This is a genomic window from Nodularia spumigena CCY9414, from assembly GCF_000340565.2.
Taxonomy (GTDB): domain Bacteria; phylum Cyanobacteriota; class Cyanobacteriia; order Cyanobacteriales; family Nostocaceae; genus Nodularia; species Nodularia spumigena.
The window spans coordinates 5,110,926-5,126,202 of sequence record NZ_CP007203.1 but is presented as its reverse complement, the minus strand read 5'-3'; the positions used below and the strand labels follow the sequence as shown (position 1 = coordinate 5,126,202).

At 42.8% G+C, this 15,277-nt stretch carries 8 protein-coding genes; 6 read left to right on the top strand and 2 right to left on the bottom strand.

Features of this window, described 5'->3' with window-relative positions; genetic code table 11:
- Nucleotide 1: 1 nt before the first annotated feature.
- From zwf to NSP_RS22175, 3 genes are all read left to right on the top strand, one after another.
- Nucleotides 2–1,531 (top strand): glucose-6-phosphate dehydrogenase, encoded by a 1,530-nt coding sequence (gene zwf, locus NSP_RS22185; protein WP_006197051.1) that lies wholly within the window; start codon nucleotides 2–4, stop codon nucleotides 1,529–1,531.
- 86 nt (nucleotides 1,532–1,617) lie between these two features.
- A complete protein-coding gene (opcA, locus tag NSP_RS22180; protein WP_006197050.1) occupies nucleotides 1,618–2,979 on the top strand; it encodes a glucose-6-phosphate dehydrogenase assembly protein OpcA in 1,362 nt (453 codons plus the stop codon).
- 180 nt (nucleotides 2,980–3,159) lie between these two features.
- On the top strand, nucleotides 3,160–4,551 hold the full coding sequence (locus NSP_RS22175; protein ID WP_006197049.1) for a cobyrinic acid a,c-diamide synthase CobB: 1,392 nt from the start codon (nucleotides 3,160–3,162) through the stop codon (nucleotides 4,549–4,551).
- 40 nt (nucleotides 4,552–4,591) lie between these two features.
- On the opposite strand, the gene NSP_RS22170 is transcribed toward NSP_RS22175, so the two are convergent.
- Nucleotides 4,592–5,035 (bottom strand): cyclic nucleotide-binding domain-containing protein, encoded by a 444-nt coding sequence (locus NSP_RS22170; RefSeq protein WP_006197048.1) that lies wholly within the window; start codon nucleotides 5,033–5,035, stop codon nucleotides 4,592–4,594.
- A 243-nt stretch (nucleotides 5,036–5,278) separates the two neighbouring features.
- Between NSP_RS22170 and NSP_RS22165 the strand changes: the two genes are divergently transcribed.
- Together NSP_RS22165 and NSP_RS22160 are read left to right on the top strand one after the other, a co-directional pair.
- Nucleotides 5,279–8,029, top strand: coding sequence for a cation-transporting P-type ATPase (locus NSP_RS22165; RefSeq protein WP_006197047.1), 2,751 nt, complete (start codon nucleotides 5,279–5,281; stop codon nucleotides 8,027–8,029).
- A 175-nt stretch (nucleotides 8,030–8,204) separates the two neighbouring features.
- Nucleotides 8,205–11,252, top strand: coding sequence for a UPF0182 family protein (locus NSP_RS22160; RefSeq protein ID WP_071839356.1), 3,048 nt, complete (start codon nucleotides 8,205–8,207; stop codon nucleotides 11,250–11,252).
- A gap of 740 nt (nucleotides 11,253–11,992) precedes the next feature.
- On the opposite strand, the gene NSP_RS22155 is transcribed toward NSP_RS22160, so the two are convergent.
- On the bottom strand, nucleotides 11,993–13,447 hold the full coding sequence (locus tag NSP_RS22155) for a sensor histidine kinase (RefSeq protein WP_006197045.1): 1,455 nt from the start codon (nucleotides 13,445–13,447) through the stop codon (nucleotides 11,993–11,995).
- A gap of 437 nt (nucleotides 13,448–13,884) precedes the next feature.
- Between NSP_RS22155 and NSP_RS22150 the strand changes: the two genes are divergently transcribed.
- Nucleotides 13,885–15,255, top strand: coding sequence for an AAA-like domain-containing protein (locus NSP_RS22150; protein WP_006197044.1), 1,371 nt, complete (start codon nucleotides 13,885–13,887; stop codon nucleotides 15,253–15,255).
- The last annotated feature ends 22 nt before the right edge of the window (nucleotides 15,256–15,277 follow it).

Below are 15,277 nucleotides of genomic sequence, written 5' to 3'. Positions count from 1 at the left end.
TATGGTTAGTTTGCTAGAAAATCCCTTGCGCGTTGGTCTGCAACAGCAAGGGATGCCCGAACCCCAAATTATAGTCATCTTTGGCGCTTCTGGCGACCTTACCTGGCGTAAATTAGTGCCAGCACTTTACAAATTGCGGCGAGAAGGACGCATCCCACCAGAGACGACTATTGTCGGCGTGGCACGTCGAGAGTGGACTCATGAGTATTTTCGGGAACAAATGCAAAAGGGCATGGAAGAAGCTCATGCTAGTGTCCCTTTAGACGAACTTTGGCAAGACTTCTCTAAAGGTTTATTCTACTGTCCTGGGGACATAGACAAACCGGAAAGCTATCAAAAGCTGAAGACCTTTTTAAGCGAATTAGACGAAAAACGGAACACACGGGGAAACCGGATGTTCTACCTTTCCGTCGCGCCTAACTTCTTTCCTGAAGCCATCAGACAACTAGGGGGAGGCGGAATGCTAGACGACCCCTACAAGCATCGTCTGGTAATTGAAAAACCCTTTGGTCGGGACTTAGCATCAGCTCAAAGTCTGAACCAAATAGTGCAAAAATATTGCAAAGAAAATCAAGTTTACCGGATTGACCACTACTTAGGTAAAGAAACAGTTCAGAATCTGCTGGTATTCCGCTTCGCCAATGCGATATTTGAACCGTTGTGGAATCGTCAATTTGTTGACCACGTACAAATTACTGTAGCTGAAACCGTAGGGGTAGAAGACCGGGCTGGTTACTATGAAAAAGCCGGCGCACTCAGGGATATGTTGCAAAATCACCTCATGCAACTGTATTGCTTGACAGCAATGGAAGCACCTAACTCAATGGATGCCGATAGTATCCGCACGGAAAAAGTTAAGGTACTGCAAGCTACCCGTTTAGCTGATGTTCCCAATCTGTCACGTTCAGCAGTGCGCGGTCAATATAGTGGTGGCTGGATGAAGGGTAAGCAAGTTCCAGGATATCACGATGAACCAGGCGTTGACCCCAATTCCGGGACACCCACCTATGTAGCCATGAAGTTTATGGTTGACAACTGGCGCTGGCAGGGTGTTCCTTTTTACCTACGGACAGGTAAGCGGATGCCGAAAAAAGTCAGTGAAATTTCCATTCACTTCCGCGATGTTCCTTCTCGGATGTTTCAATCTGCTTCTCAACAGCGAAATGCCAACATTTTAGCAATGCGGATTCAACCGAATGAAGGAATTTCTTTACGTTTTGATGTGAAAATGCCAGGGGCAGAATTCCGCACTCGTTCTGTGGATATGGACTTTAGTTATGGTTCCTTTGGTATTCAAGCAACTTCTGATGCCTATGACCGCCTATTTCTAGATTGTATGATGGGCGATCAAACTTTGTTTACACGGGCGGATGAAGTTGAAGCAGCTTGGCAAATAGTAACTCCGGCGCTTTCTGTTTGGGATGCGCCCACAGACCCAGCTACTATTCCTCGGTATGAAGCTGGTACTTGGGAACCCGCAGAAGCGGAATTGTTAATTAACCAAGATGGTCGTAACTGGCGCAGACTGTAGAAATGAGTCATTAGTTATTAGTAAAAATAAATGACCAATGACCAATGACTAATGACCAATGACCAACAACCAATGACTAAACTACTATGATTTCCCAAGCACCTACAATTTTTTCGCTTCAGGCACCAAAGGATATTTCGCTGACCGAAATAGAAACGGAACTGAATCAAATTTGGCAAAGTTACGGTATTAGCGGTGATGACGGTGGGCTTCCTGCTGCTACTAGGGCGACAACATTTACTTTGGTGGTTTACGAACCAGAAGAAACTCAGTATCTGTTAGCGGCGTTGGGGTTTTATGAAGGCCCGATTGATGGCATTCTCGGTCCACAAATGGCGGCGGCGCTACGGCAAGTACAAGTTAAATATGGACTACCGGAAACTGGTACCGCGACACCGGAAACTTTGGCTTTATTGCGGGAGGAATTCGCTAAACGTCAGGGGAATACAGAAACAGGAGAAAGTGCTTCCTATAACTTCAGTCCCGCAAGTCCCACGATTGCGGATGAAATTGCTCTGCGTAATCCCTGCCGGATTATTGCTTTGTTCCCCATTACTGGGGAAGATGAAGGGGTAAAAGCTCAAGTTTCTGCCTACTGTCCAATTCAAAAGCAATCCTCAAGTACACTCATTTGTTGTGAATACATTACTTTGAGTGGAACTGCTGCTGCTTTGGAACGAGTCGGAGGTATGATTCCGGCTTTATTAATTGGCGGTTTGCCGAAGTTTCTTTGGTGGAAGGCGACACCAGACCCCAATAACAATCTATTCAAGCGATTGGCGGGAATTTGCAATAATGTGATTGTTGATTCTTGCGACTTTAACGAACCTGAAACTGATTTACTCAGTCTGCAAGAGTTGGTAAAAGCTAATATTCCTTTGGCTGATTTGAACTGGCGACGGTTGTCAGCATGGCAAGAATTGACGGCTCAAGCTTATGACTCACCCCATCGTCGCGCTGCACTCAAGGAAATTGACCGGGTGACGATTGACTATGAAAAAGGCAATCCTGCCCAAGCTTTGCTGTTTTTGGGTTGGTTGGCAAGTCGGTTAGAATGGTCGCCAGTTTCGTATAAAAAGGAAACGGGAGATTATGAAATCACTCAAATTCGTTTTGTTTCCCAAGACCAGCGACAGGTGGAAGCTGAGTTAGCTGGAGTTCCAGTTGCTGATGTCGGTGAAGTTCTGGGTGATATAATTGCTATCCGTCTGAGTTCAACAAATTTGGAAGCAGATTGTGGTACAGTAATTTGTTCAGAAACAGGCGGTTGTATGCGAATGGAAACCCACGGTGGCGCACAAGCTGCTGGTCTGTTTCAACAGGTGGGTTCACTTTCGGAACAAAAGGCTGAGGCTTTGCTGAGTCAACAGGTACAGCGTTGGGGTCGGGAGTCACTTTTTGAGGAAAGTTTGGCAGTTATCGCTAGAACTCTCAATTTGGGTAATTGACCTTGCATGATGAAGACGGGCAAGATGCCCATCCCACAAGATATTGATTGAATCTGATGGGTGTAAAGTAGATGTGTTTTAGTCAGAGGGATGGCTTATGCATCCCTTTTTGTCTATCGCGATAGGGTATGGTAGAGAGTACTGAAGTCCTCACTACAAACTTTTCATTACCCCCAGCTTATGGCTTTAGTTATTGCAGGAGAACGGAGTGGGGTGGGTAAGACAACGGTTACGCTCACCCTTTTAGCATCTTTACGTCGTCGGGGTTTAGCGGTACAATCTTTTAAGGTGGGGCCGGACTATATTGACCCGATGTTTCACGGCTATGTAACTGGTCGTCCTTGTCGCAATTTAGATGCGGTGTTGACTTCTGAGGCTTATATACAGAAATGTTTTGCTGAACATAGTCCAAATTGTGAATATTCCCTGGTTGAAGGGGTGATGGGGCTATTTGATGGCGTTAAGGATGTTGAAAATCAGGAAGAATGTTTAATTAACACTGATTTTGCTAGTACGGCTCACGTTTCACGGCTGTTAGATTTACCTGTGGTGTTAGTGATTGATTGCAGTCGCTTGTCTGGTTCTGTGGCGGCGATCGCTCACGGATATTGTACCTTTGATTCTAGAATTAAAATTGCTGGAGTCGTATTAAATCGGGTGGGAAGCGATCGCCATTTATCCCTACTCAAAGATGCCCTCGCAGCATTACAATTACCCATACTCGGCGTATTGCGTCGCCAAGATAATATTACCATACCTGATCGTCATCTCGGTTTAGTCCCCACCGCCGAACTGCCCGAATTAGATACTGTAATTGAACGTCTGGCTGATTTAGGAGATACTTGCTTTGATTGGCAATATTTACTACCCCTCTTAAAATCCCCCCAGTCCCCAGTCCCCAGTCCCCAGTCCCCAGTCCCCAGTCCCCAGTCCCCTATAAAGATTGCCATTGCACGCGATCGCGCTTTTAATTTTTACTATCAGGATAATCTCGACTTACTGCAAAACTTAGGCGCAGAATTAGTATTCTGGAGTCCCTTAGAAGATGCCGAACTACCACCGGATGTGCAAGGAATGTACTTTGGTGGTGGGTTCCCAGAAGTCTACGCATCGGCACTTGCAGCCAACAGCAGCGCCCTGCAAACAGTAAAAACGGCAATTTTAGCAGGAATGCCCACAATAGCCGAATGTGGGGGCTTAATGTACTTATGTGAGCAAATTATTGATTTTGAGGGTAAATCCTGGTCAATGGTAGGAATATTACCCACATCTGCTGTCATGGGTGGACGCTTAACATTAGGGTATCGTCGCGCCGTCGCCTTGCAAAATAATCTACTCATCCCAGCAGATACAAACATTTACGGACATGAATTTCATCGTTCTAGCTTAAATGTAAATCCCCAGAGTCCCTTGTTTCAAACGTATCGCTACGACTGCGACGAAAACATGGGAACAGAAGGATGGACTTCACCCTCAAACCTCCACGCCTCCTATATTCACTTACACTGGGGACAAAGCCGAGAAATACCCAAACAGTTTCTCAAACAATGTCTCAAAAAAAACTCATCTTAAAACTCTCCGCGCCTCTGCGCCTCTGCGTGAAACTTCTTAACTAACGACTCCGAGAAGCAGTCATATTCATATCCTCATTTAATTTCCGCACCAAACGGGATAACTCACGAATAATATTCACCGCAATTTCGGGAGTTTCCTCAATGGCATCATAAAGTTGCTCTTGAGTCAATTCCAAAAATTCGCAAGGTTCTAGAGTAGTCGCCGAAGCCGAACGGGGTTGAGTATCAAAAACTGCCATTTCACCGAAGTATTTTCCTTGTTCTACCTCTGCGAGTTTTTTCTCGCCAATGTGGACTTTCACCGTACCTGAGACGACAATATAAAGCGATCGCCCTTCTTCTCCCTGTTTAAAAATAGTATAATTAGCAGGAAATTGCAGTTCATGCATCACTGAAGTCAGCCGCACAATAAAATCATCTCGCAACTCCTTAAAAATTGGCACTCGCCGGACAAATAATAAACGGTCAACGCTACTGAGCATAATTAAAAGTTACAACTTATACAATAAAAATAACAAAAATAGTATCCATTGGGGAATAAGCTATCGCCTGGGGAAGAAGAAAAGCGAACACAAAAATAGTAATATACAGAAAAACCCTGCTCACAAAAGTTGTTGACAGATTATTCAAACCACATCCAAGTGATGAACTTCTGAGTGTTGGTATCCCACACTTAATTTCTGCACTAACCAGATTTTGACCACTTTAGTACTTCGGAAAATTTTATGTCTGCAACTGCAATGGGTGGACAACACTTACATGAATATCACGCCATAGCAGCACAAGAAGCTGCTCAAACCCTAAATTGTAACCCAGAAAAGGGCTTAACACCAGCAGAAGTAAACAAGCGATTGGAAGAATTTGGTAAAAATGAACTTAAAGGTAAACCTGGAAAACCTGCTTGGTTGAGATTTGTATTACAATTTAATCAAGCTTTACTATATATTCTACTGGTTGCTGGGTTAATTAAAGCCCTGTTAGGTCAATGGACAAATGCCGCCGTAATTTGGGGTGTAACCCTGATTAATGCTATTATCGGCTTTGTGCAAGAATCAAAAGCTGAAGGTGCGATCGCAGCTTTAGCTCAAGCAGTCACCACAGAAGCTACAGTCATTCGCAATGGGCAGAAATCCCGCATTCCTTCCTCAGAATTAGTTCCGGGGGATATTGTGCTGCTGACTTCTGGTGACAAGGTTCCGGCTGATTTGCGGTTATTCAATTCCCGGAATTTGCAGGTAGATGAGTCAGCTTTGACTGGGGAATCTGTACCTGTGGAAAAAGATACTACAACTCTCAGTGCTGATACTCCCTTAGCAGAACGGGTGAACATGGCTTATGCAGGGAGTTTTGTCACCTTTGGCCAAGGAAGCGGGATTGTAGTATCCACCGCCAATGCTACAGAAATGGGGCGGATATCCCAGTCTTTAGAACGGCAAACAAACCTGAGTACACCCCTAACTCGCAAGTTTGATAAATTTAGTCACCAATTACTTTACATTATTTTGGCACTAGCGGCTATGACCTTTGCCGTAGGTTTGGGTCAAGGACAAACTTGGCCAGCAATGTTTGAAGCGGCTGTGGCTTTAGCTGTGAGTGCGATTCCCGAAGGATTACCGGCTGTGGTGACAGTCACAATGGCCATTGGGGTGAATAGAATGGCACGACGACACGCCATTATTCGGAAGTTACCAGCCGTGGAAACTTTAGGCGGAGCGACGGTAATTTGTTCTGATAAAACTGGAACTCTGACAGAAAATCAGATGACTGTCCAGGGAATTTTTGCTGGTGGAAATAATTTTTCGGTGAGTGGTACAGGTTATAATCCTGATGGGGAGATTCTATTTCAACAGAAATCTGTAGATTTAGAATCAGATAATTTCCCCACTCTCAAAGCTTGTTTGATGGCTGGGTTACTTTGTACAGATTCTCATTTAGAACAAAAGAATGGGAATTGGCTTGTGGTGGGTGATCCGACTGAAGGGGCTTTAATTACAGTTGCGAATAAAGCCGGGTGGAATCAGTCCGAAATGGCGAAGTTAATTCCCAGAATCGATGGTATTCCCTTTGAATCTGAGTTTCAATATATGGCGACGCTACATGATAGCCATGAGTCTGTAGAAAAAGCTGGTGATGGTGGGAAAATTATTTATGTGAAAGGTTCTGTAGAATCAATTTTGAGCCGTTGTCAGGAAATGCTCAATGCCAATGCTGAACCAGAACCAGTTAACCGGGAATTAATCGAACAACAAGTAGAAGCCTTGGCTACTCAAGGGATGCGGGTATTGGCTTTTGCGAAGAAAGTTGTCCCAGATGAGCAAAATTCGGTAGATCATGAAGATATAGCTACCGGGTTGATTTTCTTAGGTTTACAGGGAATGATTGACCCACCGCGTCCAGAAGTGATTGCTGCGGTGCGTGCCTGTAAAACTGCGGGGATTCAAGTTAAGATGATTACAGGTGATCATGTTACCACAGCTAAGGCGATCGCACAAAGAATTGGTTTAGAAAAAGACGGTAAAGTGCGCGCCTTCGAGGGTAAACAACTCACCGCAATGGATGATAATGAACTCACCCTAGCCGCAGAACATGGTGTAGTATTTGCTAGAGTTGCTCCCGATCAAAAATTGCGGTTAGTGGAATCATTGCAGTCTCAAGGCGAAATTGTCGCTATGACTGGGGATGGTGTAAATGATGCGCCAGCACTCAAACAAGCTGATATTGGCATAGCAATGGGTGGCGCAGGTACAGATGTCGCCAGAGAAGCTTCTGATATGTTGCTCACAGATGATAATTTTGCCTCCATTGAAGCCGCAGTAGAGGAAGGGCGCACAGTTTATCAGAACTTACGCAAAGCGATCGCCTTTATCTTACCTGTCAACGGTGGCGAATCGATGACAATTCTGATTAGTGCCTTATTAGCCAGAGATTTACCGATTCTATCACTGCAAGTCCTGTGGTTAAACATGGTGAACTCAGTCACCATGACTGTACCTTTAGCATTTGAACCCAAATCAGATCGAGTAATGAAGCTCAAGCCCCGCAACCCACGGGAGCCATTACTTTCTGGTACACTATTTCAGCGTATAGCCGCAGTTTCCATATTTAACTGGATTCTGATTTTCGGGATGTTTGAATGGGTGCGTCAAAATACAGGTAATATTGACCTGGCGCGAACAATGGCAATTCAAGCTTTAGTCGCTGGGCGAATTGTTTATTTATTGAGCATCAGCCAGTTAACAAATGTGGTATTTAGGAAACTCAGAGGTCAAGCTGCTAGAATTAATGATGGCAAGGCGATGGCTTTAGGTATAGTCTGCACGGTCATCCTGCAAATCATCTTTAGTCAATGGGGTGTGATGAATACTTTGTTTAGAACTGCTCCCTTGAATTTAGAACAATGGCTGATTTGTTTGGTTCCGGCTTTACCGATGATTCCTTTAGCTTGGTTTGTTAATCGCATCGATCCTGCGGAGTAATTCTTGGCTTTGGTGTTGGAAAATATGGATTAGTTTCGCGCAAAGGCGCAAAGGCGCAAAGGTGGAAAGGTGGGAAAGGTGGAATTAAGGTAATTTTGGCTTTTTATAATTCCCTATTCCCCACTCCCTATTCCCCACTCCCCACTCCCTACTCCCTACTCCCCACTCCCCAAATATGTTATGGAAATGGTGCTTTAGATTATTAATAATAATACTGGGAGTTTGGCTATTCCTGGATTTGGTTTCGCGTCTGGGAGCAGAAATTTTCTGGTTTGAGAATGTGGGCTATGTGCAAGTATTTCTGCTGCGGATAATTACCCAGGGCGGTTTGTGGATACTTGTCTCTGGTGTTACGGCTACTTTTCTACTGGGAAATCTCAGGTTTGCAGAACAGCTAAAATATCCTGATTCTTTGAAAATTAAGGAAGTCCGGCGCGAGGAAGCAGCAATTGATAGCGATTTACAAAATTTTCTCAGTCCTAATTATTCCAGACGTGAAGAAATACAGACACCTAAATCTCGGACTAAACCATTAAGATTATTCTGGTTGCTACCTATAGCTTTGATATTCAGCGTCTTAGTGGGATTAATGCTGGTTCATTATGGTGAAATATCCCTTAGTTATTGGCATTCTCCCACTCTCAGGACTATTCCACCAGTTCCACCGCTATTTAGACTTGAGCGAATTTGGTTGATGAGTGTGCAAATTGTCTCTCAAGTTTGGTATATGGCTTTATTTGCTGGAGTGGCGATCGCAATTATAACTTATCCTGGTTTTTTCTTGAATGCGATCGCACTAGCTTTTAGTGTCCTCTTTGCTTGGGTAATATCTCACAACTGGGCTAGGGTACTGCAATATTTTAGCCCCACAACCTTCAACGCCTCTGAGCCTTTATTTAATCTAGATATTAGCTTTTATATATTTTCCCTGCCATTTTGGGAACTGTTAGAACTATGGGGGATGGGATTATTTTTATATGCTTTTATCGCTGTCAGCCTAACTTATCTTCTATCAGCAAATAGTGTTAGTCAGGGAATTTTCCCAGGGTTTTCCTCCGAACAACAGCGTCATCTATACGGCTTGGGTGGCTTATTCATGCTGGTTGTCGCCCTGAGTTATTGGCTGAGTCGTTTTGAACTCGTTTATTCTAGACGTGGGGTAACTTACGGTGCTAGTTACACCGATGTCACGGCTGTATTGCCAGTTTATACAATTTTGTCCGTCTTCGCTTTAGTAGTTGCCGTTTACCTCCTCTGGCGAACATTTGCTTGGAAATCCCAATCTCGATATCGCAAATTTATATTTTATAGTTTGGGGCTGTATTTAGTCGTAGTTGTAGCAGCCGATTTTGTCCTCCCCACTGTAGTCCAGTATTTAATTGTTCAGCCCAACGAATTACAACGAGAGCAACCATACATTGAGCGTACCATTGCCTTAACTAGGCAAGCATTTGATTTAGAAGTCATCGACGCTCAAACCTTCAACCCCACAGGAGACTTGACAGAAGCCGATATTCAAAGAAACGATTTAACAATTCGCAATATTCGGCTTTGGGATCAACAACCACTCCTAGAAACTAACCGTCAACTCCAACAAATTCGACTTTACTACCGCTTCCCAGATGCGGACATTGACCGTTATACACTTTTGAAAGAAGCACCCGCACAAAGACCGACAGCACCCACAGAGGTGACAGAAGCCAACCCAGAACAGACACAGCCCACAGAACGGCGACAAGTTCTAATTTCGGCGCGAGAATTAGACTATACTGCTGTACCTCAACAGGCACAGACTTGGGTAAATCGTCATTTAATTTATACCCACGGCTACGGGTTTACCCTCAGTCCCGTTAATACTGTAGGCCCAGGAGGACTACCAGAATACTTTGTTAAAGATATCGCTGGGAATAATGAAAGCGCCCTGAATACCTCCAGTGAAGCCATTCGTGACAGCGTTCCCATTGGACAGCCCCGAATTTATTTCGGTGAAATCAGTGATACTTATGTGATGACTGGGACAAGAGTTAAAGAATTAGATTTTCCCAGTGGTAGTGATAATGTTTACACTATATATGATGGTTTGGGGGGCGTTCGCATTGGTACGGGGTGGCGACGCTTATTATTTTCTATGTATTTGAAAGATTGGCAAATGCTGTTTACACGGGACTTTTTGCCAGATACCAAGGTATTATTCCGACGAAATATTAAGGAACGTATTCAGGCGATCGCACCTTTCTTACAATTTGATAGTGACCCTTACTTAGTCGCTGCCGATGCCAACCCAGAAAATGGCGACGGTGATTTTCCTAGTAATGGTAATTACCTTTATTGGATTATAGACGCTTATACCACAAGCGATCGCTATCCTTACTCTGACACCACCAGCGAAAACATCAACTACATCCGTAACTCCGTCAAAATAGTCATCGATGCTTACCACGGTACAGTTAACTTTTACATCGCCGATACCCGTGACCCGATAATTCAAACTTGGTCAAAAATATTTCCCAACACCTTCAAACCCCTCAGCGATTTACCCCCTAGCCTCCTCAGCCATATTCGTTATCCGGTAGACTACTTCAAAATTCAATCAGAGCGATTGATGACCTACCACATGACAGACCCCCAGGTATTCTATAACCGAGAAGACCAATGGCAAATACCCAACGAAATCTATGGTAGTGAAGCCCGTCCAGTAGACCCCTACTATTTAATAACCAGCCTCCCCACCCTTCCCTTCGTTGAAAACGATTCTCCTCGTACAGAAGAATTTATCTTATTATTACCCTACACACCCAGACAACGCTCCAACTTAATCGCTTGGTTAGCAGCAAGGTCAGACGGTGAAAATTACGGTAAATTACTACTATATGTATTTCCCAAAGAACGCTTAATTTTCGGACCAGAGCAAATAGAAGCCCGAATTAACCAAGACCCAGTAATTTCCCAGCAAATTTCCCTATGGAACCGCCAGGGTTCAAGAGCCGTTCAAGGTAATCTCTTGATTATTCCCATAGAACAATCATTATTATACGTCGAGCCAATTTATTTAGAAGCCACCCAAAACAGACTACCCACCCTAGTCCGAGTAATCGTCGCCTTTGAAAACCGCATCGTCATGGCTCCAACATTAGAACAAGCATTAGAAGGAATCTTCCAACCAGAAGTCACACCAGCCCCAGCCATAATTCGCCCTGTAGAAGAACCAGCACCCACAGAATAGTTATCAGTTATCAGTTAACAGTTAACAGTTATCAGTTATAGTGCTATGCACTTGAATGAAATACATCATAGCCCCCTCCTCGCTTGCGCTACGGTCTACACACAAGTCCAAAAACCTTTCATTTAGGTAGGGTGTGTTATGGACGTTAGTCCTAACGCACCGCAAATTTGGGATGGTGCGTTGCGCTGCGCGACAACACACCCTACAAAAAAAGGATTTTGAGAATTTAATCATTTGTGTGTACACCGTAGCCTTGAGAAGGGGGGAACTAGAATCAAAGTCCCCCTTTTTAAGGGGGATTTAGGGGGATCAGATTATTTGTGTGTACATAGTGGTTCCTCGCTTGCACCGGAGGGGGTTGGGGGTGGGGTTCTTCTATCTCACTCAACCGAGAACCGCTATAACTGTTAACTTATTTAATTTAGTCACATATTTAGCCAGTTGTAATGAAGCGATGACTTCGTGCGGCGAATTGACTTGTTCACCCATTTTAGCCGTTCAACAGCACAAAATCAACAACTGGCATAGAGATGGGAGGATTGAAAACAAGGCTTGACCCTATACTGCGGACAGTTTTCGCATTCCCGTTATCCCTGTTGATATATTATTAAAACCGGAACCGAAAGATTTGTCATGCCAAAATGCCGAATCTTTCAACCTACGTATAAAGTCTCCCCTCTCCTTACTAAGGAGAGGGGCTGGGGGTGAGGTTCTTTATTTTCTTCCACAGACTTTATTACTTAAAAATTAGCGTGTCTTCTCATATCAGCATAGTGTCGCGCTGTGGTATTCATTTCAATAACAAACTCTGTACCTTGACCTAATTGAGAATTACACCTAAGTTTCCCATGATGTTTTTCCACAATAATTTGTTGACTAATTGCTAGTCCTAGACCCTTACTTTTACCCATTGCTTTAGTAGTAAAGAAAGGTTCAAAAATCCGCCTTTTAATATGCGGAAGAATACCTTTACCATTGTCATAAATATGAATCACAACTTTTTGCTTTTTCCCAAGCTGATTATCAACTCTGTGGGATTCATTACTAGTGACTAATGATAAATGACTGCTCACAACTTCTGTGCGAATGAAAATCTGGGGAATCAAGGAATAATCTTGTTTCATCCTTTCTTCTAACGCATCAATGGCATTATTTAGAATATTCATAAATACCTGATTTAACTCTCCAGGATAACAGTCAATTAAAGGTAATTCTCCAAATTCTTTAATAACTTCAATTCCTGGTCTATCTGGCTTTTCTTTGAGGCGATGCTGCAATATCCTGATTACACTATCCAGTCCCTCATGTAGGTTAGATTTTTGCATTTTATCTGCATCAAGGTTCGAGAAATTCCGCAGAGCCGAAACAATCTCTTGAAGACGCTCAGAGCCAGATTGCATTGACCAAAGCAATTGTAAAAAGTCTGTTTTTATCAGACTAAAGTCGAACTCTTGCAAATATGAGGTAATTTCTGAGTTCGGTTTGGGATAATAATATTGATACAGTTCAATTACTTTAATTAACTCTTCAGCATACTGACTTGTGGGATGAAAATTATCATAAATAAAGTTAACAGGATGATAAATTTCGTTAGCCATCTCGACTACGATTTGACCGAGATTAGCCATTTGGTCATTCTGTAATAATTGTCTTTGGGTAATTTGCAGTTGTGCTGACTTTTCTTTTATTTGTGCTTCTGCTAACAATTGTTCTTGCTTTTTATCCTGTTGCAAACTTTCTTGAAACAACTTCTCTTGGGTAATATCTCTATGAGTTCCTGTCATCAATATGGGTTTACCAAATTCATCCCACTCAAATACACAACCACCTGATAAAATCCATTTCCACTCGCCAGATTTAGCCAACATTCTGAATTCAATTTCAAATTTAGGTGTGCATCCTTGAAGATACTCTTGTAATACCTGTTGGACTTTCCACAAATCCTCTGGATGTACAAGTTTTTCAAAGGATTCATAGGCGTTGGTAATTTCTTCTCGCTGATACCCTAAAATGTGCTTCCACTGAGGGTCAAAATAGGTTTTATTGGTAACTAAATTCCAATTCCACCAACCTAGACCACTAGAAGCTAATGCCATTTGTAAGGCTGCTTGTGGCTGTTGATCTGGGAAATTTTGCAAGCTTGACGCTGAAATATGAGCTTCCATGTTGTAGGTAGCAGGTTCTGGGATATTCATAGCGGCTGATAGGATGAGGAAGATATGCTGGGTTTCTTTCTCTGCGCTGTGTTAGTACCTGAAAATAAAAAAAGTATTTCTAATCTTGAATTAAATATAGGAAATCTTCACCGGAAGATTGTAACTTCTGTGGCGATCGCTCACATAAAATTTTACCAAAAATTAACTACATTTTGTACATCTATATCTCCAAATATTAGATAATGAGTATCTAAAATTACGAATTAACGAGATGGAATACCTGTGAATTTTTATTTAAATAACTCTAAAATCGATGTACGTCAGATTTTTCACAAAAAAGTAATATTGTCAAGCTGCATTTGTAGCTTTTTGGAAAAAAATTAGGCTTTCAATCAAATTTAGGAGGCTACATTAATTTTAATCCTCAGAACCTCAACTTCGAGGACAAAAAAACACAGAACTAAGGCCAATGAAGAATGACGATAGATGAAGTCGTATTGCTACTAAAAGCCAGCCAAGTTAATGGTGTGACAACACTCCAAGAGATGATTTTGCGTTCTTCCTGGGAGGGAAAAACATATACAAGTATAGCTTTTGAAGCCCACTACGGGGAAGAGCGTGTGCGGAAAGTTGCTGCTCATTTATGGCAATCTTTAAGCGATTTTTGGGGGGAACCGATTCATAAATCTAACTTCCGTGAAAAGTTGTTATCTCGCCGTCTCACTAAAACCCATCAACAGTTAATTAAGGAGTTTAACCGGGCTGCAACTGCCATATCTCTGGAATTTCCTAATAGCCCAGTATCTCCTAATTCTAGATTATACATTCCTCGCCCGCCAATAGAGGAACTTTTCTATGCAGAAATAACTACACCAGGAAGTGTTGTCTGTATCCAATCTCCGAATAAAATGGGAAAAAGTTCTCTGATTCTCAGGATAATTACACGGGCTACTAATGAAGGTTTTCGCACCGTTAGTTTGGATTTTCAGCAAGCAGATAAAGCAGTCTTTAGCAGTTTGGATAAGTTTTTACGCTGGTTGTGTGCCAATGTTAGCCGGGAGTTACAGCTAGAACCAAAACTTAACGATTACTGGGATGAGGATATGGGTAGTAAAGTTAGCTGCTCTATGTATTTCCAGAAGTATTTGCTAACTGCTGTGAAAAGTCCTGTGGTGTTGGTATTCAACGAAGTAGATTGGGTATTTGATTATCCTGAGATTGCTGGGGAATTTCTGCCATTGATGCGTTCTTGGTATGAACAGTCCAAAATGGTGGAAGTTTGGCAAAAGCTCCGCCTGGTATTGGTTTATTCTCAGGATATTCTTGTGAGTTTAAAACTGACAAAATCCCCATTCAATATGGGGTTGTTAATTAAGTTGCCAAATTTTACAAAAGAGCAGGTTGAGGATTTAGCACAACGTCATGGTTTAGATTGGGTTGATAGTCAGAATACTCAACGTTTGATGGCGATGGTGGGGGGACATCCCTATTTAGTCAGATTGGCTTTGTATCACCTTGTGGGTAAGGGAGGCTTAGAAGGGAACCTAGAGGAACTACTACAACAAGCAGCGACTACAAAGGGAATTTATCACGAGTATTTGAAACAGTATGTATTGGTATTGCAAGGGGAGCCAGAATTGGCTACTGCTTTCTATGAGGTAATTACTGCGAGCAATGATGTGAATTTGGAGCCTACCATAGCATATAAATTATATAGTATGGGGCTGGTGAATCTGTCAGGCGATCGCTGTACTCCGGCGTGTGAGTTGTATCGGTTATATTTTCAAAGACAACTTAACACGGTGGAGCATTTGATTAACCCCAATGAATTGAGAAGCCTACACTGATGGCGGTGCAGTGTAGGTAGTT